A 21,012-nucleotide genomic window follows, 5' to 3' on the forward strand; every position below is an offset into this window, starting at 1 on the left:
TCCCCGTGGCGGTCCAAGAGGCGGGTAGGAGCACGCACGGCGGCGGCTGCATGTGCGGTGACTGCCCACACGGAGCGCGCGAAGGGCACCGCCGGGCGGTGGCCGCCTTTCTGGTGAAGCGGGACGAACTGGCCGCCGGGCAGGGGCTGCCCGCCGCCGTCGCACACTCGGCGGGCGCGTCCCGCCAATGGGTGTCGGACGAGCTGACTCAGTCCGCCCGCACCGTCGCCGAACGCGGTCGTGAGGCGGGCCTGGCCCGTTTGCGACACCTCTGGCGGCGGACCCTGTTCGTGGTCTGGGGCACGGTGGCGGCGCTGCTCCTCGGGCAGTCTCTGACCGCGATCGACTCCGGCTGGACCGCCGCTCGCACGGCGGGGCTGCTCGCCGCTGTGCTGGTCGCCGCGCTGCTGACCGGCGCGGCGCGGGTGCACCGGTTGCGCGGCGGCCTCCTCGCGCCGGTCACCGGGGAGGACAATCGCCTCTCCACCTCGCGGGCGGTGGCGGCGGGGTGGGTGCTGGTGGCGGTCTACTCCGTACTGGTGCTCACGCTCCAGCTGGCGGGTGCCTCCGGGGGGCGCCGGCGCGACGAGCTGATCGCCGGGCTCGCGCTCGCCCGCGGCGCGGGAGTGCTCACCGTGCTCGCGCTGACGTGCGCCGTCGCCGTACTGCTGCGGCGCGTCGTGGCCGTACGTGTGCTGGCCCAGCGGCTGCAGAAGCTGCCCGCCGAGCGCCCGCGTGCCGCCGACCTGCTGACCGACGACGCGGGTCGCGGCAGCTTTACGGACATGCAGTACGTGCTGGTCAGTGCGGTCGCGGTGATTTTCTCCTGCGTGCGGCTCGCCCGCACTCCCGGACAACTGCCCGATCTGCCGTGGGGACTCACCCTGCTGGTGGTGGTCTCGGCGGCGACCTATCTCGGCGGGAAGTACGCGGAGGGAGGCCGCCCCGTCCTGCTGTCCGTCGTACGGGCCAGGGAGGCGGGTGACCTGGACGCACCCATCCGTACGGGCGACGATATCGAGATCCGCGGTGCCGGCTTCGTACCGCCGGGCGCGCAGACCCCGGACTGGCTCGCCCGGATGGTCGTCCGGATCGGTGCGGTCCATGTCCATGTGCCGTTGGTGCCGGTGGCGGGCGGTTTCACGAACCCGACCGACACCGTGATCACCGTGCCGGTGCCGGTGGACGTCGAGCCGGGGCGGGTCGAGGTCCAGGTGGTGACGGCGGCCGGTGTGGAGACCAACCGCTGCGCGATCGATGTAACGGACTGAGCCGCTCGGCTGGTGAGCCGGGCGATCGCGTCGTACGTATGGTCTGTTGACGGGTCAACGGGCTGGGAAGGCGGCGCATCGTGATGACGCAGGGATATCGAACGGACACCTATGGCTCGGCGGTCCAGGCGGGAGCCAGCAGGGGCTGGAAAGAGACCGCCTCGCGGTACGCGCTGCTGCCGCTGCGGATCTTTCTCGGGATCACTTTCATCTACGCGGGCCTGGACAAGCTGACGGACAGCGCGTTCATGGCGGCGACCGGGCCCGGTTCCGTCGGTGAGCTGATGAGCTCGGTCCGCGACTCCTCGGCGATCCCCGCCCTGGTGGACCTCGCGCTGAAGAACCCCGAAGGCTTCGGGTACGCGATCGCCTTCGGCGAACTGGCGGTCGGCCTCGGCACCCTCTTCGGCCTGCTGACCAGGCTGGCCGCGGTGGGCGGGGCACTGATCTCGCTGAGTCTGTGGCTGACGGTCAGCTGGCAGACCGATCCGTACTACTACGGCAACGACCTGGCGTACCTGATGGCATGGCTGCCGCTGATCCTCGGCGGCGCGGCGGTGCTCTCGCTGGACGCCCTGCTGGCGGCCCGGCGAGGTCGCTGAGCGCGGTCTCCGACCGCGTGGCCGGTGGGGTTCCGCGCCACCGGCGGGACGCTGCCCGACCGCTCACCACCGCCCGTTCGGCGGAGGTGGGCGGTCACGGTTTTTCCGGCGGCCGCCCCGGGGCCGGGGCGGCCGCGCGTTCCGGTGGCCCCGGGTCAGTACGGGCTGCGATGGCGGCGGACCGCCAGGGTCACCACTCCCGTCAGGGCCGATACGGCCAGGCCGCCCATCACCAGCGGGACCATCGCGTACCACGGGGTCTCCCACGCGCCCGTCGCGTCGCCCGCGAAGGCGACGCCGGTGGTCAGCAGGGCCACGCCCGCGACCAGCCGGCCCGGCTGGAACTCATGACGTCGCACGGGTCACCTCCACCTGTCCCACGGCTGCCTTCAGAGTCAGTTCCAGCGTGCCGCCCGGTGCCGTGCCCGCGGGCGGCGACAGCGTGGTCGTCCGGTCCCGGTCGGGTGCGACGTCCACATCGTCCGGCACGTCGCCGGGCAGCTGGATGTCACCCAGGCCCACCTGGATACGGGCTTTCACCGTCGCGTTCTTCGGTACGACGACCCTGAGCTGCCCCGCGCCGACCTCCGCGCGGATGCTCACCGTCTCGCCCTTCGGCACCGCGACGGCGGTCAGGTCGAGCGTGCCGACCCCCGAGCCCAGTTCGTACCGCGGCTGCACGGCAGCCACCGACGCCGGGCGCCACTCCTCACGTACCCATTCGGTGCTGATGTCCCTGGGGAGTACGGCAGCGCCGGCCAGCAGCCCCGCCGTGATGACCGCCAGCATGATCGACCCGATCCCGGTACGGCCGCGGAACGCGCTGACCGCGATGCCGAGGCCGAAGACAGCCAGCGCGCACGCCAAACCGGCCTGCAGGCTGGCGCCGAGAGGCTGCTCGTTCCAGGTCAGCCCAGTGCCGAGACCCGCCGCGGCGAGCGCGAGCAGGAAGACCCGGCCGCCGATGCCGCTCCGGGGGCGGGTCGCGTCCGGCGCCGAGGCCGACGCGGGGCTGCGGCGGCGCACCGGAACTGCGGCGTCCGCGGGCGTGTCGTCGGGTCCCCACAGGTATCCGGTGCCGACCGGGCCCGTCGTCCCGTCCTTGACGATGGGGTCCCGCCACCAGGACGGACCACCGGGGGCGGGCGGGGCCTGCGTCTCGGGCGGGGCGGCGTCCGCGACCGCGTGGGCGGCCGCCGGGTCCGTCACGCGCCCCGGCTCGGTGACCGCGAGCCGCCGCCGCTGCGACCAGTAGGCCGAGCCCGCTACGGCGAGGGTGAGCAGCGTCGCGAACGTCAGTACACCGCTGTTGCCGAGCATGGAGAGGAACAGCCCGCAGCCCACCAGTGCCATCAGTACGGCGACGAGCGCCGGTCCCTCGACCCGTCCGGTCAGCAGCCGGCGCGCCTCGTTCTCCTCCTCGCCGTCGTGCGGCACGAGCAGCCACGCGAAGCCGTAGAAGACCAGCCCGGCGCCGCCGGTGACGGTGAGGACGCCCAGCACGATCCGGAAGATGACCGGGTCGATGTCGAAGTACCGGCCGAGTCCGCCGCAGACCCCGGCCAGCACTTTGTTCCGCCGGCTGCGGCGCAGCGGCGCTCGGGGCCCGGTCACGCCGCCGGACGGCTCGCGGGTCGGTCCACCGAGCCCGTCACCGAACCCTCCACCGGGTTGTTCGCCGGACTGTTCACCGGGCCGATCTGTCATACGTCCATGGTGACGGGCGGTGCACCGCCGCGGGACCGGCCCCGACCCTGGCCGTTCCCTGATTTCTCCCGGGGAGAAGTGGGGGACGGCCCTGATGCCCGTGCACGCCCATACGTGTGACGATCGTGGCATGCCAGTAGCCCCGCCCCGCGCCGCAACCCCCCTCGCGCCCGACACCGAAGAGCCGCTGCGCAAGCTGTACCGCAGCGCCGAAGGGCGGATGCTGGGCGGCGTCGCACGCGGTCTCGCGGGGCATCTCGGGCTGCCGGTGGCCTGGGTGCGGATCGGCTTCCTCGGCCTCTTCCTGGCGGAGGGCCTCGGGGCCCTGCTCTACGCCGTCTTCTGGATCGTCGTACCGCTCGGTGTCGGCGGTACCGCCGACACCCCCCGCTCCGCCTTCGAGATCACCCCCGACGGCCGGCGCAGACTGCGCAAGCCCGACAAGGGCCAGCTCTTCGCGCTCATCGCGCTGCTCATCGGTGCCGCGGTCTTCGTCGCCAACGTCGAGCTGGGCGGCGCCGCCAGTCCGTACATCTGGCCGACGCTCCTCATCGGGGCCGGTGTCGTCCTGGTGTGGCGGCAGGCGGACAACGCCCGCCGTGCCCACTGGATGGAGGTCAGCAGACGCCGTCGGCTTCTGCCGCTGGCCCGCGGTCTCGCCGGCGTCGCGCTGGTCGGCGCCGGTCTCACCGGCTTCATCGTGGTCCGCGGCTCGGTGGCCCAGCTCGGCAACGTCCTGACCGCGGCCCTCGCCGTCCTGGCCGGGATCGCGCTGCTGGCCGGCCCCTGGCTCGTGCGGATGTCCCAGGACCTCTCCGAGGAGCGCCTGATGCGCATCAGGGCCCAGGAGCGCGCCGAGGTCGCGGCGCACGTCCACGACTCGGTTCTGCACACCCTGACGCTGATCCAGCGCAACGCCGAGGACGCGGGCGAGGTACGGCGGCTGGCGCGCGCCCAGGAACGGGAGTTGCGCAACTGGCTCTACAAGCCGGAGGGCACCGGCAAGGACGAGGACGAGGAGCCCGGCACCGTCGCGGAGGCGGTGAAGCGGGCGGCGGCCGAGGTGGAGGACAAGCACGGGGTCCCCCTGGAGGTCGTGGTCGTCGGCGACTGCCCGCTCGACGAGAAACTGGCCGCACAGATGCAGGCCGCACGCGAGGCGATGGTGAACGCCGCCAAGTACGGTGGCGAGGGTGGCGCGGTGCAGGTGTACGCCGAGGTGGAGGGCCGGACGGTGTTCGTGTCCGTACGGGACCGGGGCCCCGGCTTCGACCTGGACGCGGTGCCGGACGACCGGATGGGCGTACGAGAATCGATCATCGGCCGTATGCAGCGCAACGGCGGTACGGCGAGGCTTCGTTCCGCGCCCGACGGGGGCACGGAAGTCGAGCTTGAGATGGAGAGGGCGAGCACACCATGACCGAACAGAGCACGACGTCTACCGAGGACAGGCGTGTACGGGTGGTGCTCGTCGACGACCACCGGATGTTCCGCACAGGTGTGCAGGCGGAGATCGGCCAGACCGACCGCACGGGCGTCGAGGTGGTCGGCGAGGCCGCGGACGTCGACCAGGCCGTCACGGTCATCACGGCGACCCGCCCCGAGGTCGTGCTGTTGGACGTCCACCTGCCGGGCGGCGGTGGCGTGGAGGTCCTGCGCCGTTGCGCCTCGCTGATGGCGGCGCCCGAGAACCCGGTGCGCTTCCTGGCGCTGTCGGTGTCGGACGCGGCGGAGGACGTGATCGGCGTCATCCGCGGCGGCGCGCGCGGCTACGTCACCAAGACGATCACGGGAACCGACCTGGTCGACTCGGTCTTCCGCGTGCAGGACGGCGACGCGGTGTTCTCGCCGCGGCTGGCGGGCTTCGTGCTGGACGCCTTCGCGTCGACGGACGCGCCTCCGGTGGACGAGGACCTGGACCGGCTGACACAGCGCGAGCGCGAGGTTCTGCGGCTGATCGCGCGTGGGTACGCGTACAAGGAAATAGCGAAGCAGCTCTTCATCTCGGTGAAGACGGTCGAGTCGCATGTGTCGGCCGTACTGCGGAAGTTGCAGCTGTCCAACCGCCACGAGCTGACCCGCTGGGCAACGGCGCGCAGGCTCGTCTGACCGGCGCGCGCCGGCCCCCCGGATCCACTGTGAGCTGAGCCGTACGCAACCGGGGCAACCCCGACAGAGCATCCTTCATCTCTGTTCACGTGATGAGTCTGACCGGTACGTCCTTCTTCGTGACCTCGATCGTCCTCGTCGTGATCGCCCTGGCGCTGCCGCTGGCCCTGTGGAGCCGGGTCCGGGGCCCCGCCTTCGTGCGGAGCGCCGGCCGGCTGTTGATGCTGCTGTTCGCACAGATCACCGCGCTCGTGGTGGTGTTCGTCGCGGTGAACAACACCAACCACCTGTACGGCTCCTGGGACGACCTGCTCGGGACCGCGGACCATGTCACCGCAGCCGTCGACCTCGGGCCCGACGGCACGGGCGGCCGCCAGGTCGCCCTCGAACCGAAGGTGAAGGCGCACTTCACCCTGGTTGAGGACCCCAGGATGGGGGAGGGCGTTCTCAAGACCGAGCTCACGGGGCGGATCTCGGGCGTGCGCGGCGAGGTCTACGTCTGGCTGCCGCCGCAGTACGACGATCCCGCCTACAAGGACAAGAGGTTCCCCGTGGTGGAAATGCTGCCCGGCTACCCCGGCTCGGCGAAGACCTGGTTCGGCACGCTCAAGGTTCAGGCACAGCTGCGCCCCATGATGGAGCAGGGCACGATCGCGCCGTTCATCCTCGTCTCGCCGCGCACACATCTGCTCGGCGACAGGGACACCGGCTGCGCGAACATCCCGGGCAAGGTCAACGCCGAGACATGGATCAGTGTTGACGTGCGCAAGATGGTCACGGACAACTTCCGCGCCTCGCAGAGGGCGGACGGCTGGGGCGTGGCGGGCTTCTCGGCAGGCGCTCACTGCGCGGTGAAGCTCGCGATCGCCCACCCGGACCGTTACCGCGCCGGCGCCGGCCTGTCCGGTTACAACGACCCCGCCGCCGAGCGCACTTCCCTCACCGGACGGGACCCCGCCCTGCGCCGCGCGAACAATCCTCTGCTGATGCTCCGCGCGGCCAAGTCGCCGCCCCGTACCGCACTGTTCGTCTCGGGCGAGGGCTCCGACGGGTATGAGCCCGGCCTCGAGCTGCGGGACGCGGCCAAGCCGCCGACCACGGTGTACGTGAAGGAGACCAGGGGCGGTCACAGCAACAAGGTGTGGCGCAAGGCGTTGCCCGATGTCTTCTTCTGGCTGACCGGGCAGCTGCGACCGTAGCCCTGGCCCGGTGGTACGGGGGCCGCGGCCTTACGACGGCCGGGTCGCCCCCGCGTATGGCATTTCGTCGATGGGCGCGACCCGCACCGGGGCTCCGGGGCGCGGGGCGTGGATCATCTGGCCGCCGCCGATGTAGAGGCCCACGTGGCTGATGCCGGAGTAGAAGAAGACCAGGTCGCCGGGGGCGAGCTGGGACCGGGAGATGCGCTGCCCGGCGTTGATCTGCGTGTATGTGGTGCGGGGGAGCGAGACACCCGCCGCGCGCCAGGCCGCCTGGGTGAGGCCGGAGCAGTCGAAGGCCGAGGGGCCGGTGGCACCCCAGACGTACGGCTTGCCGAGCGCTCCGTACGCGTACGAGACGGCCTGCGCCGCACGCGGGTTGGGCGCCTGGACGGAGCCGCGTGGTGCGCTCCGGTCGCTGCGGCCGGCGGATGCGGCGGCCTGGGAGCCGGGAGAGCCGCCGCGGGAGCCCTGCGCCTCGTATGCCGCGCGCTGCTCGGCGGTGAGCCGGGCGAGGAGCTGCTCGGCGGCGCCCAGCTTCTTCTGCACGGTCGCCTTGTGCTTCGCGAGGTCGGCCTGATGGGTCCTGAGGTCGGCCAGCCGCCCGTCCGCGGTCGCCCGCAGTCGCTCGAGCTCCCCCAACTGCTTCCGGACGGAGGTGATCGCGTCCGCCTGGCGGCTGCCCGCCCGGTCGACGATGGCGGCGCGCTCCAGGTACTGGTCGGGGTCGGACGACAGCGCCAGCTGTACGGCCGGGTCGATCCCCCCGGTGCGGTACTGGGAGGTCGCGAGCGAACCGAGGGCATTGCGGGACGCGTTCAGCCGGTCTGTCCTGCGTGCCGCCTCGTCGCGCATCGCGGTCAGTGACCGCTGAGCTTCACCCGTCTTCTCCTTCGCCCCGTTGTACTGCTCGGTGGCGGCCTCCGCCTCCTGGTACAGCTTGTCGACCTTGGCTTTCAGCTGGGCCGGACTGAGCCGCGGCTCGGCGTGACCGGATCCTTCGAAGGCGGTGGCGGTAGCAGCGCCCGCGAGGGCGAGGGTGGCGGCTGTCCGGGCTGTGTTGCCGGCGAGCGGGCGCTGCTTGGGCTTTCGATGCGCAGCCACGAGGGCCATCACGTCCTTCCGTCGTCCGGCGGCGGCCCGCACAGGGGGAGCGCGCCACCGCCGGATCTTCTGGCGGAGTGGCCGGCTGCCGCCCGGTACGAGGCGACGGTGGGGACTCGGCCACTTGGGGGAGGACGCTAAACCTGGGTCACGGGAAAGAGTCGGAATGAGTGGAACTGGTGGCAATCGGCAAAATGCTGACTGTGTGGGACCGCCGAATGAGGCATACCTGACTGCGATCACACGCCAAACGGGTGATTAGGCTCCGGCCTCATGGACGTACTCATCAATGTCTTCGTGGGCCTGCACATCATCGGCATCGCCTCACTGCTCGGCGGCTTCCTCACCCAGATGAAGGCGATGGGTGAGGGCACTGCCCGTTTCACCCCGGCGATGCTGCACGGCGCGCTGACGATGCTGGTCACGGGAGTGGCGCTGGTCGGCCTGAACCAGGCCGACGGCCAGACCGTGAACAACCTCAAGGTCGGCATCAAGCTGGCGGTACTGGTCGTGATCCTCGGCCTGGTGTACGTGAAGCGGGACGAGGAGCGGGTGGAGAAGGCGCTCTTCGGGGCGGTCGGCGGGCTCACGGTCGCGAACATCTTCATCGCGGTTCTCTGGACCTGACGGGAACCTGCGGTCGGGCCTCCGGCGGCTGCGGGCGGGCGCTCAGCGGACCGTGGTGAGGCCGGCGAATGCGACGACGTTCGCGTCGTATCCGGTCTTCGGGGAGAAGCTGCCGCCGCACGTGATCACACGCAGCTCCGGCCGGCCTCTGGTCCGGTACACGCGGTCGGCGGGGAAGTCCTTCTTCGACACGACCTCGAGGGCGTACACGGAGAAGACGGCCGTACGCCCGTCCTGGCGCACCACCTCGATGCGCTCGCCCTTACTGAGGGAGCCGAGGCTGTAGAAGACGGCGGGGCCTTCGGCGTTGTCGACATGGCCGACGACGACGGAGGTGCCCTGCTCGCCGGGGGAGGCGGCGCCGGTGAACCAGCCCGCGGCGTTCTTGTGCGCGGCGGGCGGGGTGTCGATCCAGCCGTCGGGCGTGACACCGACTCCGGTGAGCGGGGCGTCGACGCCGATGGAGGGAATGGCGACGCGCACGGGCGTGGAGTACGGCAGCGGGTGCGGGGCGGGGCCTGCGGGTCCCGGCTCTGCCGGGGCGGTCCGGCCCTGGCTGGTCCGGACGATGGTGGCCGAGGTGGGCTGCGGCGGTCCCGCGCTTGTCTCAGTGCCGTACTGCACCAGGAACACCCCGATGAGCAGTACGACGGCGATCGTGCCCCAGGCCCCGCCCGGGTGCTGCGGTGGCTGCGGCATGTCTCCGCTCAGCCCCTGTGGTGCCGGCGCGCCAGGTACACGCCGGCACCGGCGGCGCCTGCGATCAGTGCCGCTCCGGCCGCTGTCGGGACCGGGGCGATGCCGGTGAGGCTGCCGCCGGCCCCGCCCTTGACTCCGTGCCGGACGCGGGCGTCGCCTTCCGGATACCTTCCCTCTCCGGGGTCCGTTCCGTCTTCCGTACGCGCTTCGGTATCGCCGTCGTCGCCGGTGTGGGAACCGGTCTCGGTGTCGGTCTCGGTGTCGGTGTCGGTGTCTGTGTCGGCCTCGGTGTCGGTGTCGGTGTCGGCTTCGGTGTCGGCTTCGGCTCCGCCGTGCGTTCCGGTGGGCGTGCCCGGGCCGTCGGCAATGGCGAGGGTGGCCATTCCCTTCTGGCCCATGCAGTCGAAGGTCACGTCGTACTCGGTACCCGGCTCGGCCGCCGGGTCGATCTTCACGGTGCCCGGGCGCCCCGCACGGAGGGTGACGTCGCCGAAGGCCGCGGAGCTGACGGTGACGGCCGGTTCCGCGCATCCGGTGGCGCCGAGCGTGACCGTGCCCCCGGCGGCGACGACCGTGGGTGAGGCGGTGTAACCGAACGACGGGACATCGCTTCCGTCCTCGGCCGTCCCCATGGCCTCGGCCGTCACCGCGGTCGCGCCGAGGCAGAGCGCTGCTGCGCCGAGCAGGGTGGCGGCGGCAGCGACACGTGTCCCACGCATGGTGACTCCTCCGCATCCTCGAGGAGCACCTGTGGACATTTGTCCGTACGTCGCAGGAAATGCGCCTCGATGAAGGAGACGCTAGGCGGCCCTCGGGTCCGCCGCGACCGGGGTCGTGCGAACGGGGCAATGAAGTGCGTCAGTTGGGCCGGGGTCACGGCCCAACCGACGCAGCGACTACGCGGGCCGCACGCTGCCGTAGATCGGCATGTAGTAGATCGACTCCTCGCGGACGTTGGTCCCCGGCTTCGGGGCGTGGATCATCTTGCCGTCGCCGATGTATATGCCGACGTGGCTGATGTCGTCGTAGAAGAAGACCAGGTCACCGGGGAGCAGGTCGGCGGTGGCCACGCGCGTGCCGACGTTCACCTGGTCCCAGGTGGTGCGCGGCAGGTCGACGCCGGCGGTCTTCCACGCGGCCACGGTCAGGCCCGAGCAGTCGAAAGAGCTGGGCCCTGTCGCCCCCCAGACGTACGGCTTGCCGATCTGGGCGCGGGCGAAGGAGAGCACCTTCTCCGCCTTGGCGGCGTACGTCCCGGACCCGGTGCCGGTGCCAGTACCGGCACCGGAGCCGGTGCCCGCGCCCGTATCCGTGCCCGGGGCCGGCTGCTGGTCCTGCCGGGCCTCCTCCTGGCGCTGCTTCTCCGCGGCCGCCTGCTTGCGCGCCAGCTCCTCGGACTTCCGTCTGGCCTCTTCCTCTTTCCTCTTCTCGATCGCGGCAAGCCGCGCCTTCTCCTCGGCGGTCAGCTTCGACAGCAGTTCGCGCGCCTCTGCCAGCTTCCGCTGGACCTCCTGCTTCCCGGCGCTGAGGCCGGCCTGCGAGGTGGTGAGCGTCTGCAGGCTCTCGGCCGCCTCCGCCCGCTTCCTGGTCGCGTCGGCCTGTTGGGCGCGGTAGTCCGCGAGGATCTCCTGCTCACGGACGCCGAGCCGGTCCATCAGGTGGTCCTGGGCGAAGTAGCCCTGCGGGTCGTCGGCGAGCAGGAGGGTGGCGGTGGGGCTCATGCCGCCCGTGCGGTACTGCGCGGCGGCATAGGTGCCGAGCTCGCGCCGGGTCTCGTTCAGCTTCTCGGTGTTCTGCGCCACCTGATCGAGCAGTCCGTCGACCTTCTTGCGCTGGGTGTCGGTGCGCTCCTTGGCGGCGTTGTACTTCTGGGTGGCCGTCCCCGCCTGGCGGTACAGCTCGTCGACCTTCTTCTGCACGTCCTCGACGCTCGGCTTCGGCTCGGCGGGCGCGCCGGGCGCGGCGCTCGCGCTCTGGGCGAGGAGGCTGACGGAGGCCAGTGCTGCGGTTGCTGCGGTCGTGATCCCGACTGCGGGAGCGGTGGTTCGTATCCGGGTGCGCGGCTTGCGATGCGACGCCAAGGCCGGCATCTCCTTCCGTGGACCGCCTACCGGGTTAGCTGTCGGGTTCGGGCAGTACGGAAGGTCGCCCTACGGTCCGGCGGAGCCGGTCCGATTCACCCCGGTTGTGCATGTTGGGTCCCCGGCTCCGAACTGCCTTACGGCAGGCCGGACTCGGCGCGAGGCCGTCCGTTCTGGCGTGGTTCGCCGACGAGGGCACGGACGGCCTTGGCGGAGCACGCTAGCCAATCGGTGTGGTTGGGGGGAAGCCTGATGTTCGATATGTCCGATACATTTTCGTTACCTGCCGGAACTCGTGGTCGGGCTGTCGGTGCGGCGGCCTAGACTCGGGAGGCGATGAGCAGCCTCTTTGACGACAGTTTCCTGGCGGACCTCCAGCCTTCCGGCGAGGAGCACCCGCCGCCCCCCGAGGAGCACGCACCGGAAGCGGGTGCGGACGACCTCTTCGGGGGCGAGTTCGACGCGCCCGTCGACCGCGACGCGTACTACCGGGACGGGGCCGCCCGGCCAGTCATCGACCCCGCCGCGCTTCTCGACGGGCTGAACGAGCAGCAGCGGGCCGCGGTGGCGCACTCCGGATCACCGCTGCTCATCGTCGCCGGCGCGGGTTCCGGCAAGACCCGGGTGCTGACGCACCGGATCGGACATCTGCTGTCCGCGCGCCGGGTCCACCCCGGCGAGATCCTGGCGATCACCTTCACGAACAAGGCCGCCGGTGAGATGAAGGAGCGGGTCGAGAGCCTGGTCGGACCGCGTGCCCATGCGATGTGGGTCATGACCTTCCACAGCGCGTGCGTCCGGATTCTGCGGCGCGAATCGAAGAGGCTGGGCTTCACGTCGTCGTTCTCGATCTACGACGCCGCGGACTCCAAGCGACTGATGGCCCTGGTCTGCCGCGACCTGGACCTCGACCCCAAGAAGTTCCCGCCGAAGTCCTTCAGCGCGAAGATCTCGAACCTGAAGAACGAGCTGATCGACGAGGAGACCTTCGCCGGGCAGGCTGCCGACGGCTTCGAGAAGACGCTCGCCGAGGCGTACGCGATGTACCAGTCGCGGCTGCGTGAGGCCAACGCGCTCGACTTCGACGACATCATCATGACCACGGTGCACCTGCTCCAGGCCTTCCCGGACGTCGCCGAGCACTACCGGCGGCGGTTCCGGCACGTCCTGGTCGACGAGTACCAGGACACCAACCACGCTCAGTACACGCTCGTGCGCGAACTGGTGGGTCAGGGCACCGACGAAGTACCGCCCGCCGAGCTGTGCGTGGTGGGCGACGCCGACCAGTCGATCTACGCGTTCCGTGGTGCCACCATCCGCAACATCCTCCAGTTCGAGGAGGACTACCCGGACGCGACGACGATCCTGCTGGAGCAGAACTACCGCTCGACGCAGACCATCCTCAGCGCCGCCAACGCGGTCATCGAGCGCAACGAGAGCCGTCGCCCCAAGAACCTGTGGACGAATGCCGGCAGCGGCTCCCGGATCATCGGCTATGTCGCGGACACCGAGCACGACGAGGCACAGTTCGTCGCGGACGAGATCGACCGGCTGACAGACGCGGGCGACGCCAAGGCCGGGGACGTCGCGATCTTCTACCGGACCAATGCCCAGTCCCGTGTCTTCGAGGAAATCTTCATCCGGGTCGGCCTGCCGTACAAGGTCGTCGGCGGTGTGCGCTTCTACGAGCGCAAGGAGGTCCGCGATGTGCTGGCCTACCTGCGGATACTGGCTAACCCGGAGGACGCGGTCCCGCTCCGGCGCATCCTTAACGTCCCCAAACGCGGTATCGGCGACCGCGCAGAGGCCATGATCGAAGCCCTGGCGCTGCGCGAGAAGATCACCTTCCCGCAGGCGCTGAAGCGGGTCGACGAGGCGTACGGCATGGCTGCCCGCTCGGCCAACGCGGTCAAGCGCTTCAACGTCCTGATGGACGACCTGCGCACCATCGTCGAGTCGGGGGCAGGGCCCGCCACCGTGCTGGAAGCGGTCCTGGAACGCACGGGATATCTGGCGGAGCTCCAGGCGTCCACCGACCCGCAGGACGAAACGCGGATCGAGAACCTCCAGGAACTGGCCGCAGTGGCCCTGGAGTTCGAGCAGGAGCGCGGCACGGACGCGGCAGCGCCTGTCGGCCCGGGCGCCACGCTGGCCGACTTCCTTGAGCAGGTGGCTCTTGTCGCCGACTCCGACCAGATCCCGGACGAGGACACCGACGGCTCGGGCGTGATCACTCTGATGACGCTGCACACAGCCAAGGGCCTCGAGTTCCCGGTGGTCTTCCTGACGGGCATGGAGGACGGTGTCTTCCCGCACATGCGCTCTCTCGGGCAGGCCAAGGAGCTGGAGGAGGAGCGGCGGCTGGCGTACGTGGGCATCACCCGGGCGCGTGAGCGGCTCTATCTCACGCGCTCCTCGATGCGCAGCGCGTGGGGCCAGCCCGCGTACAACCCGCCGTCGCGGTTCCTGGAGGAGATTCCGGAGCAGCATCTTGAGTGGAAGCGGAAGGGCGCGCAGCTTCCCGCCGGCCCGACGTCGGGGATCACTTCCTCGCTGACGTCGTCGCTCTCCTCGGCGCGGTCGCGGTCCGGGCCTTCCGGCTTCGCCACGCGGCGTGCGACGGACAAGCCGGTGATCGCGCTGGCGGTGGGGGACCGGGTCACACACGACCAGTTCGGACTGGGGACCGTGCAGGAAGTGACCGGAAGCGGCGGGGACGCCCAGGCGACGATCGACTTCGGGGACGCCAAGCCGAAGCGGCTGCTGCTGCGGTACGCGCCGGTACAGAAGCTGTAGGCGGCCGGTGGGAGGCGGTAGCCGGGGGCGTCCAGTCCCCGGGACCGGTCCCGGGCCGGTTACGTCGGGTCGAGACCGTGGCTGCGCAGCCACGCAAGCGGGTCGATCGCCGAGCCGCCGCCGGGCCGTACCTCGAAGTGCAGGTGCGGGCCGGTGGAGTTGCCCGAGTTGCCGGAGTACGCGATCACGTCGCCGGCCTTGACCGTGCCTGAGCGGAATTTGGTGCTGCTGAGATGGCAGTACCAGGTCTCGGTGCCGTCGGGGGCGGTCACTATCGCCATGTTGCCGTAGGCGCTGTTCCACTGGGTGCGGATCGTACCGTCGGTCGCCGCCATCACCGGCGTGCCGTAAGCGACCGGGAAGTCGATTCCGGTGTGCACCGACATCCAGTTGACGCCGGCCTGGCCGTACTGGGCGCTCAGTCCGTTCTGCTCCACAGGAAGCGCGAACTTGGGGCGCAGCAGCTCCTTGCGGCGGGCCTCCTCCTCACGCTTCTTCTTCTCGGCGGCCTGCCGCTCCTTGAGGTCGATCCGCTCCTGGGTGCGGCTGGCGCGGTCGGCGAAGTCGTCGGCGTCGGCGCTGAGCGCGGCGAGCTGCGTGTCGAGCTTGCTGTTGGCGGCGACCGGCTTGACCGAGGCGGGGTCCGGGGCGGCCTGCGTGGTGGTGTCGTCCGGCTGTACGTCGCCGAGTCCGCTGACTGAGGCGGCGGCGATGCCGGCGACGCCCATGACACAGGCGGACGGAACGGCGACGGTGAGGAGTGCGGAGCGCTTCGCGGGCGTACGGCGGCGGCTGCGGTTACCGGAGGCGCGGCGGACGGGGCGGGGGCCGGCGGGCGAGGCGGTCGCGGCGGCGAGTTCCGCTTCGAGTGGCGGTCCGGCGTCGTGGTCGGAGACGAAGTCGGCTTCCGGTTCGGAGACCGGCTCGGCCTCGGCTTCGGCTTCGGACTCGTACATGCAGGTCGCGGCCTCGAACTCGGCGAACTCGCCCGCGGTGAACTCAGCGGCGGGGGGCGTCTCTTGTTCCGAATCCTCGGTTGTGCCCGAGTTCCAGGCGGTCGCGTCGTATGTACCGGTTTCGAAGCCCTGTGTCGTCCACTGGCCCGTGGCGTACCCGTGGGTGGCGTTCTCGAGCCGGCCGTCGGCGAACTGGTCGCTCTCGAACTGGCCCGTCCGGTTCCAGGCGTTGGCGTCCCACTGCCCGGTGGTGTCATAGCTGACCTGGGCCGGGATCTGCACGGCCGCGGGGTGCCCCTCGGCGGTCCAGGCGGTGGTGTCGTGGTGGCCGGTCCCGTAACTGCCGGTCTGATAGCTGCCGGAGTCGTAACCGCCGGACTCGTAGTTGCCCGAGTCGTAACTGCCGGTCCCGTAGCCACCGTTGTAACTGCCGGTGCCGTAGGTGCCGGTGTCGTAGCCACCGGTCTCGGCTGCGGCCTGCTGTGTGCCGTATCCGCTGTAATCCGCAGAGGCGTAGGCGCCGCCGGCCCACTGCGTGTTGTCGTACTGGCCGCTGTGGCCGCCGTCGTACTCGCTCGGAAGCGCACCGAAGAGGGGGTCGCCGGCGAAGGTTCCCTGGTCCTCGTACGACGCGTATTGCGCGTAGGAGGCGTCGGGAGCCGGGGGGGTAGAGAACCCCGACGGGTGACGGTCGTTCACCAACTTCTCTTTCGCCTCGGCAGCGGGGGCCTGGGGTCTGGGGATGGGTACCCCAGAGGAGAGCAGTGGCGCGACTGTACCCGGCGGTACGCGACGGCGACAATCTTCGGCAGGTTTCGGGCGTTCAGGAACCGGGCATTCGACCGCCTTTCGGCTGACTGCGGGCGGAGCCTTGGCCCTGTGTTCGATGAACGTTCGATGTCGGGGGTGGGTCCCTCAGGCAACCGAGACCGTTCCCGAGGTGTCTGTCGGGGCTTCCGCGGCCTCCAGGGCCTGGCGGATCCCGGCCGCGACGGCCGGGTGCACGGGCAGCGCGAGATGGCCGATGCCGCTGACCCGCACGTTCTGCACGATCAGGTCGGGGTGGTCGATGCAGGCGGCCTCGAGTGGAACCATCAACTGGTCGAGGTCGCTCCAGAAGCTGACAAATCGGGTCAGGCAATTCGGTGCCGGTTCGCGCAGCTCCTCGATCACATCGGAGTGGGGACGCATCTGTCGCACGATGGGGTGCGCGCTCATCAATGGGGCTATCCGGGTTCCCGCGTGCGGGGTGCCCAGCGTGACCAGCGTCCGGACGTGGGTGTCGCCGCCGAGGCGCTGCACGTAGTAGCGGGCTATGAGGCCGCCGAGGCTGTGCCCCACGATGTCGACCTGGCCGTGGCCGCTACGTGCGCAGATCTCCTCGATGTGCCTGCCGAGCAGGTCGGCGGCGGCCCGGATGTCACACGTGAGCGGGGAGTAGTTGAGCGACTCCACATGGTGCCTGCCCTGCGCGACCAGTGAGCGCCGGAGCAGAACGAATACGGACCGGTTGTCGACGAACCCGTGCAGCAGGACCACCGGCGTACCGGACGTGCGGTCGGCCGGCAGCTGCGCGGCACCGGCGGCCGCTGCGGTTCCGGTTGCTCCGGTGGACGTCAGGGAGCCCGCGGAGACTCGGCGGCGCTCCTGGCTGATGCCTGTGGGGTAGAGGATGAGGTGGCCGGCGAGGATCGCCAGCTCCAGCGTGGTCGCCCGCAGCAGCGCGGCCGAGAGGCGCACGTGGCGGACGCAAGGGGGTAGCAGGAGCTGGAACCTCATGGCCGACCTCCCGAATGGCACGAGGGAGGACGGCTCCGTCCCCCGTATGCCCTCATGGGGCTCCGCGGCGGAGGAGGCCGGCAGGCGGGGTGCGGTCGAGCGAGCATGCTGCCGTGCCCTGCCGTACCGGTGCCGGTATGCCGCCCCACCGTGCCGTGCGGCTGGCGGCAGGGTGGGGCGGCGCCCTCGTTGCGGCTCCCCTTGCGACCGTTCCCTGCTGGCGGCTCCTGAGCCGGGTGACGCGGGCGCGGCGCAAAGCGAACATGTCCCACGTGTGATTTCCCCCTCGCTATCCACCGCGAAACGGCGGGTTGCGGGATGCTGTCGATAACGTTCGTTCACATCCCCGGCCCTTGCGAACCGGGGACCCGTGCCAATGAGGGCGCAGTCGGTACATGGAGGCAGTGATGGGTGTGACCGGTCCGATCCGCGTGGTGGTGGCCAAGCCGGGTCTCGACGGCCACGATCGCGGGGCCAAGGTCATCGCGCGGGCCCTGCGTGACGCCGGTATGGAGGTCATCTACACCGGCCTGCACCAGACGCCCGAGCAGATCGTGGACACCGCCATCCAGGAGGACGCCGACGCGATCGGTCTGTCCATCCTCTCGGGCGCGCACAACACGCTCTTCGCGAAGGTGCTCGAACTGCTGAGGGAGCGCGACGCGGAAGACATCAAGGTCTTCGGCGGCGGCATCATTCCGGAGGCGGACATCGCCCCGCTCAAGGAAAAGGGCGTGGCCGAGATCTTCACCCCGGGTGCGACTACGGCGTCGATCGTGGACTGGGTCCGCGCAAACGTCCGCCAGCCCGCCGAAGCCTGACCGCCCCGCGCCGGTACGCCACCGCCCCCGCGCCGGGGCGGTGCCAGCCGTGTGCCGGGGCGGCCCTGCCTCCCGCTGGCTGCCTCAGCGCCTGGTCCGGCCCATGAATGCCGGAGGACCGGGATTCATGGGCCGGGGCGGTCCGGGCCCGGTTCCGTCGGGATGTCCAGCTCCGCCAGCATCGCGGCGCGCAGGCTCAGGGTGGAGACCAGCCGCTGGAAGGCCTCCGACCAGTAGCCGCCGGCGCCGGGTGACGCGTCCTCCGCCTCGTCCGGTGTCGCCGTCAGAATTTCGAGCCGACTCGCCTCCGCCGGGTCCAGGCAGCGTTCCGCCAGGCCCATCACTCCGCTGAAGCTCCAGGGATAGCTCCCGGCGTCCCGTGCGATGTCCAGCGCGTCGACCACCGCCCGGCCCAGCGGTTCGGCCCAGGGGACGGCGCACACGCCCAGCAGCTGGAACGCCTCGGACATGCCGTGCGCGCCGATGAAATCGGCAACCCACACCGCCCGCTCGTCCCCCGGCAGTGTGGCCAGCAGTTTCGCGCGCTCGGCGAGGGAGGCGGTGCCGGGACCGGTGTCGGGGGGCAGCGCGGGGGCACCGAGCAGGGCCCGGGACCAGTCCGCGTCCCGTTGCCGTACCGCCGCGCGGCACCAGGCGGCGTGCAGCTCCTCCCGCCAGCCGTCGGCCACCGGCAGAGCCACGATCTGCTCGGGCGTACGGCCGCCGAGCCGACTCGGCCAGCCGGACAGTGGGGCCGCCTCCACCAGCTGGCCCAGCCACCACGACCGCTCGCCGCGCCCCGTCGGGGGCTTGGGCACCACGCCGTCCCGCTGCATCGCGGCGTCGCACTCGTGCGGTGCCTCCACCCCGATGCGTACGTCCCCTTCCGTACGGTCCAGGCTCACGCAGGACTCCGACCGGGCGGCCATCCGTGCGGCCAGAGCAGACCGGGGCAGTGCCGAAAGCAGCTCCGCGGCTGTGGCGCGGACATTGCGGCTGCGGTCCGAGAGAGCCTGCTCGAGGAAGGGCTCATCGGCATCGGAGAGTCCGGTGCGCAACGAGTCGAGGAACATCAGCCGGTCCTCGGCCCGCTCGGCTGCCCAGGTGGTGGCCAGCAGAGCCGGCGCCGCGGCCGGGTCATGAGCTCGTACCGCGCCGAGCAGGGCGACCCGTTCCGCGAAGAGCCCCTCCTGCCACAGGAGCGCCACTTGACCGGTGTCGCCCGGGTCCGGGAGCACCGAACTGCCGGCCGCGCCGCGCAGCGCGAATTTCCAGTCCGGATTGAGGCGTGCCAGCCACAGGGCCCGCGGTCCGGCCAGGGTGAGCGCCTGCGGCCGCAGATCGGTGCGGGCGCGGGCCGCGTCCAGCAGCGCGGGAAGCAGCGTGTGCGGCGCCTGGAAGCGGCGCCGGTTGGCCGCGGCGAGCCATTGGGGGAGCAGTTCGGTGAGGTCCGGCGAGGATCCGCGCCGCCCCCCGGTGCCCGCAGCCCCGGACCGGTCGGCCAGCAGCTGGGCCAGCCGGCGGCGGGCTGCCGCGGGCAGGGCGGGGCGCGGGTCGTGCGCAGCCGGTTCGGGACGCTCGGCGGCACGCGCCGGGAGCAGCCCTGCCCGGCGCCGCACGGTGTGCACTGCCGCCGCGTCCAGGAGTGCCGCCGTGGCGTCGTGGCCGGGCCGGGCCGGATCGGCCGCCGGCGGCCGCCGGTCGGTGCCCAGCAGAGCCGAGGTGACGAGCTCTTCCCAGGGCGTGGTGGTGCCGGTCATCGAATCCCTCCGTCGTTCGGGGCGGCCGTGGGGCCGGTCGTTCAGGTCCGTCGTTCGGGGCGGCCGTTTCAGGCCAGCGCGACCGCTTCTCCCGGTCCCTCCGGCCAGGCCGTCAGGGGGTTGAAGCCGCGGTGGCCACATTCGCCGAACACGGTCACCGGGGCACCACCGGACAGGGCGGCGAGCTGCCACAGACCCGGCAGGGAGTGGAACGCGTGGCTGACGGGCAGGGCGGAGTCGCCCTCCGCGTCGGCCAGTTGCCAGCCGCCGTCGGCCGGAACGGGTATGACGCGGTGCAGGGTTACCGGCCATGAGTCCAGCCAGGGATCGTCGAGCAGCGCCTGTCCGTACAGCCCGACCGCCGTCCTCGTGTCCACGCCCGGCGGACGGTCGGCAAGTGGTGCCGGCGCAGCGAACCGCTTGCCGAGTTCGGCCCGCAGTTGCCCTGACCCGGCAAAGGGGGTGAGCGCGGCGTCGAGCACCAGGCCGACCGATAGGGAGAGTTGAGGTGGCCGGCCGGGCGGACCGAAGTCGAGGACCAGGGCGGTGCGTCCCGACGCGCGGCCGCGCAGCCAGATCCGGCGTGTGGTGAGTCTGCCGTCCGCGGTGTCGTACTGTGCGAGCACCAGCCAGTGGTCACGGACGGCTCGGCCGTCCGCCACGGCGGGCAGGCCGACCCTGCTCCGTACCGTCGCGGCGAGCGCCTCCGGCAACCGGTCCAGGCCCAGCCACGCCCGGTCCAGCATGTGGAGCAGGGCGCACTCCTCCAGCAGCCGCACGGGCCAGCCCTGGCCCGAGGACGGAATGGCCCCCAACTCCCGCACGCGGCCGGCCAGTCCCGGCGCCTGAGCGTCGACCATGCGGGCCGCCGTCTCCTCCCACAGCCCGTAACCCGGACGCTCGGCCGCGGCCAGTCCGCCGCGCAGCAGGTCCGACAGCCGCTGCTCCAGCTCCGTGGCGCCGGAGGTGATCCGCTCGGCGCGGCGCTCGGCCCGACGCCTGGCCGCTTCGGGATCGGCGGCCTTCGCCACGGCCGCGCCGGTCTCCTGCTTCTTCTCGGCGTGTTTCCTGCGTCCTTCGAGCCATTCGCCGGCCCAGCCGGGCTCCTCTTCGGTGTCCGGCACCGTGTGGTCGTCCGACACCCAGAGCAGCAGCAGGCCCAGGGCGTGTTTGCACGGGAACTTCCTGCTCGGGCAGGAGCACTTGTACGCGACCTCGGCCGTGTCGACCACCGTCCGGTACGGCTTGCTGCCGCTGCCCTTGCACAGCCCCCACACCGCACCCGCTCCGGAGCTGCCCGCCTCCGACCACGGCCCCGCGGTGCCGAGTTTGCTTCCGGCTCTGCGTGATGCGTCGTCAGGAGCCAGCGACAGCACCTGTTCCGCACTCCATCGCACCCCCTGTGCCCGGGGGTTCGGGGGTTGTCCCCCGTTCAATTGCAGCATGTCCCCGACGGTAGGTCCCTGCACTGACAATCCATCTGACCTGTGCAGGTGATCGG

18 protein-coding genes and 1 riboswitch are annotated in these 21,012 nt (G+C 71.2%); of the genes, 8 read left to right on the top strand and 10 right to left on the bottom strand.

Annotation, left to right across the window (positions count from 1 at the left end):
* The first annotated feature begins 5 nt into the window (after positions 1–5).
* Together AB0M62_RS07635 and AB0M62_RS07640 are read left to right on the top strand one after the other, a co-directional pair.
* The gene (locus tag AB0M62_RS07635) at positions 6–1,271 is read left to right on the top strand and encodes a hypothetical protein (RefSeq protein ID WP_366073179.1); all 1,266 of its coding nucleotides are present in this window, start codon (positions 6–8) and stop codon (positions 1,269–1,271) included.
* 83 nt (positions 1,272–1,354) lie between these two features.
* Positions 1,355–1,873 (top strand): DoxX family protein, encoded by a 519-nt coding sequence (locus tag AB0M62_RS07640; protein ID WP_366073180.1) that lies wholly within the window; start codon positions 1,355–1,357, stop codon positions 1,871–1,873.
* A 155-nt stretch (positions 1,874–2,028) separates the two neighbouring features.
* Here the strand turns inward: AB0M62_RS07640 and AB0M62_RS07645 are convergent, their stop codons facing one another.
* Both AB0M62_RS07645 and AB0M62_RS07650 read right to left on the bottom strand, forming a co-directional pair.
* Positions 2,029–2,232 carry a hypothetical protein gene (locus AB0M62_RS07645; RefSeq protein WP_366073181.1) on the bottom strand — a complete coding sequence of 68 codons (204 nt, stop codon included), beginning with the start codon at positions 2,230–2,232 and terminating at the stop codon, positions 2,029–2,031.
* The gene (locus AB0M62_RS07650) at positions 2,219–3,580 is read right to left on the bottom strand and encodes a PspC domain-containing protein (RefSeq protein ID WP_366073182.1); all 1,362 of its coding nucleotides are present in this window, start codon (positions 3,578–3,580) and stop codon (positions 2,219–2,221) included. Before AB0M62_RS07650 ends, AB0M62_RS07645 begins: the two co-directional genes overlap by 14 nt.
* 130 nt (positions 3,581–3,710) lie before the next feature.
* Here AB0M62_RS07650 and AB0M62_RS07655 point away from each other — a divergent pair, with 130 nt between their 5' ends.
* The 3 genes from AB0M62_RS07655 (at position 3,711) to AB0M62_RS07665 (ending at position 6,888) form a co-directional block, all read left to right on the top strand.
* Positions 3,711–5,000 (top strand): PspC domain-containing protein, encoded by a 1,290-nt coding sequence (locus tag AB0M62_RS07655; RefSeq protein ID WP_366073183.1) that lies wholly within the window; start codon positions 3,711–3,713, stop codon positions 4,998–5,000.
* Positions 4,997–5,689 (top strand): response regulator transcription factor, encoded by a 693-nt coding sequence (locus AB0M62_RS07660; RefSeq protein WP_366073184.1) that lies wholly within the window; start codon positions 4,997–4,999, stop codon positions 5,687–5,689. The genes AB0M62_RS07655 and AB0M62_RS07660 overlap by 4 nt, the downstream gene beginning before the upstream one ends.
* Before the next feature lie 92 nt (positions 5,690–5,781).
* On the top strand, positions 5,782–6,888 hold the full coding sequence (locus AB0M62_RS07665) for an alpha/beta hydrolase-fold protein (protein ID WP_366073185.1): 1,107 nt from the start codon (positions 5,782–5,784) through the stop codon (positions 6,886–6,888).
* Between the two features lie 30 nt (positions 6,889–6,918).
* On the opposite strand, the gene AB0M62_RS07670 is transcribed toward AB0M62_RS07665, so the two are convergent.
* Positions 6,919–7,992 carry an NlpC/P60 family protein gene (locus tag AB0M62_RS07670; RefSeq protein WP_366073186.1) on the bottom strand — a complete coding sequence of 358 codons (1,074 nt, stop codon included), beginning with the start codon at positions 7,990–7,992 and terminating at the stop codon, positions 6,919–6,921.
* A 273-nt stretch (positions 7,993–8,265) separates the two neighbouring features.
* Here AB0M62_RS07670 and AB0M62_RS07675 point away from each other — a divergent pair, with 273 nt between their 5' ends.
* Positions 8,266–8,619, top strand: a complete 354-nt coding sequence (locus AB0M62_RS07675; protein WP_366073187.1) for a hypothetical protein — start codon at positions 8,266–8,268, stop codon at positions 8,617–8,619.
* A gap of 42 nt (positions 8,620–8,661) precedes the next feature.
* Here the strand turns inward: AB0M62_RS07675 and AB0M62_RS07680 are convergent, their stop codons facing one another.
* From AB0M62_RS07680 to AB0M62_RS07690, 3 genes are all read right to left on the bottom strand, one after another.
* Positions 8,662–9,318 (bottom strand): class F sortase, encoded by a 657-nt coding sequence (locus AB0M62_RS07680; RefSeq protein ID WP_366073188.1) that lies wholly within the window; start codon positions 9,316–9,318, stop codon positions 8,662–8,664.
* Between the two features lie 8 nt (positions 9,319–9,326).
* Positions 9,327–10,037: a hypothetical protein gene (locus tag AB0M62_RS07685; protein WP_366073189.1), complete on the bottom strand. Its 711-nt coding sequence runs from the start codon at positions 10,035–10,037 to the stop codon at positions 9,327–9,329.
* A gap of 177 nt (positions 10,038–10,214) precedes the next feature.
* Positions 10,215–11,399 carry an NlpC/P60 family protein gene (locus AB0M62_RS07690; protein ID WP_366073190.1) on the bottom strand — a complete coding sequence of 395 codons (1,185 nt, stop codon included), beginning with the start codon at positions 11,397–11,399 and terminating at the stop codon, positions 10,215–10,217.
* Between the two features lie 7 nt (positions 11,400–11,406).
* A riboswitch (cyclic di-AMP (ydaO/yuaA leader) is annotated at positions 11,407–11,568 on the bottom strand.
* 167 nt (positions 11,569–11,735) lie between these two features.
* On the opposite strand from AB0M62_RS07690, the gene pcrA reads away from it, so the two are divergent.
* The gene (pcrA, locus tag AB0M62_RS07695) at positions 11,736–14,195 is read left to right on the top strand and encodes a DNA helicase PcrA (protein ID WP_366073191.1); all 2,460 of its coding nucleotides are present in this window, start codon (positions 11,736–11,738) and stop codon (positions 14,193–14,195) included.
* Between the two features lie 59 nt (positions 14,196–14,254).
* Here pcrA and AB0M62_RS07700 read toward each other — a convergent pair whose 3' ends face one another.
* The gene (locus AB0M62_RS07700) at positions 14,255–15,850 is read right to left on the bottom strand and encodes a peptidoglycan DD-metalloendopeptidase family protein (RefSeq protein WP_366073192.1); all 1,596 of its coding nucleotides are present in this window, start codon (positions 15,848–15,850) and stop codon (positions 14,255–14,257) included.
* A 216-nt stretch (positions 15,851–16,066) separates the two neighbouring features.
* A complete protein-coding gene (locus AB0M62_RS07705; RefSeq protein ID WP_366073193.1) occupies positions 16,067–16,930 on the bottom strand; it encodes an alpha/beta fold hydrolase in 864 nt (287 codons plus the stop codon).
* A gap of 407 nt (positions 16,931–17,337) precedes the next feature.
* Between AB0M62_RS07705 and AB0M62_RS07710 the strand changes: the two genes are divergently transcribed.
* Positions 17,338–17,751, top strand: a complete 414-nt coding sequence (locus tag AB0M62_RS07710) for a cobalamin B12-binding domain-containing protein (protein ID WP_366073194.1) — start codon at positions 17,338–17,340, stop codon at positions 17,749–17,751.
* Positions 17,752–17,876: 125 nt separating this feature from the next.
* Here AB0M62_RS07710 and AB0M62_RS07715 read toward each other — a convergent pair whose 3' ends face one another.
* Both AB0M62_RS07715 and AB0M62_RS07720 read right to left on the bottom strand, forming a co-directional pair.
* Positions 17,877–19,511, bottom strand: coding sequence for a DUF5691 domain-containing protein (locus AB0M62_RS07715; protein ID WP_366073195.1), 1,635 nt, complete (start codon positions 19,509–19,511; stop codon positions 17,877–17,879).
* Between the two features lie 68 nt (positions 19,512–19,579).
* Complete coding sequence (locus AB0M62_RS07720) at positions 19,580–20,956, bottom strand: SWIM zinc finger family protein (RefSeq protein ID WP_366073196.1); 1,377 nt, start codon at positions 20,954–20,956, stop codon at positions 19,580–19,582.
* Between the last annotated feature and the right edge of the window lie 56 nt (positions 20,957–21,012).

Source organism: Streptomyces sp. NPDC051219, from assembly GCF_040682335.1.
GTDB lineage: Bacteria > Actinomycetota > Actinomycetes > Streptomycetales > Streptomycetaceae > Streptomyces.

Excerpts from the sequence above, each read along its gene's own strand:
- AB0M62_RS07675 (WP_366073187.1), top strand. The coding sequence starts at position 8,266 with ATGGACGTACTCATCAATGTCTTCGTGGGCCTGCACATCATCGGCATC.
- AB0M62_RS07665 (WP_366073185.1), top strand. The coding sequence starts at position 5,782 with ATGAGTCTGACCGGTACGTCCTTCTTCGTGACCTCGATCGTCCTCGTC.
- AB0M62_RS07710 (WP_366073194.1), top strand. The coding sequence starts at position 17,338 with ATGGGTGTGACCGGTCCGATCCGCGTGGTGGTGGCCAAGCCGGGTCTC.
- AB0M62_RS07640 (WP_366073180.1), top strand. The coding sequence starts at position 1,355 with ATGACGCAGGGATATCGAACGGACACCTATGGCTCGGCGGTCCAGGCG.
- AB0M62_RS07720 (WP_366073196.1), bottom strand. The coding sequence starts at position 20,956 with ATGCTGCAATTGAACGGGGGACAACCCCCGAACCCCCGGGCACAGGGG.
- AB0M62_RS07660 (WP_366073184.1), top strand. The coding sequence starts at position 4,997 with ATGACCGAACAGAGCACGACGTCTACCGAGGACAGGCGTGTACGGGTG.
- AB0M62_RS07650 (WP_366073182.1), bottom strand. The coding sequence starts at position 3,580 with ATGACAGATCGGCCCGGTGAACAGTCCGGCGAACAACCCGGTGGAGGG.
- AB0M62_RS07705 (WP_366073193.1), bottom strand. The coding sequence starts at position 16,930 with ATGAGGTTCCAGCTCCTGCTACCCCCTTGCGTCCGCCACGTGCGCCTC.
- AB0M62_RS07655 (WP_366073183.1), top strand. The coding sequence starts at position 3,711 with ATGCCAGTAGCCCCGCCCCGCGCCGCAACCCCCCTCGCGCCCGACACC.
- AB0M62_RS07685 (WP_366073189.1), bottom strand. The coding sequence starts at position 10,037 with ATGCGTGGGACACGTGTCGCTGCCGCCGCCACCCTGCTCGGCGCAGCA.
- AB0M62_RS07715 (WP_366073195.1), bottom strand. The coding sequence starts at position 19,511 with ATGACCGGCACCACCACGCCCTGGGAAGAGCTCGTCACCTCGGCTCTG.
- pcrA (WP_366073191.1), top strand. The coding sequence starts at position 11,736 with ATGAGCAGCCTCTTTGACGACAGTTTCCTGGCGGACCTCCAGCCTTCC.
- AB0M62_RS07680 (WP_366073188.1), bottom strand. The coding sequence starts at position 9,318 with ATGCCGCAGCCACCGCAGCACCCGGGCGGGGCCTGGGGCACGATCGCC.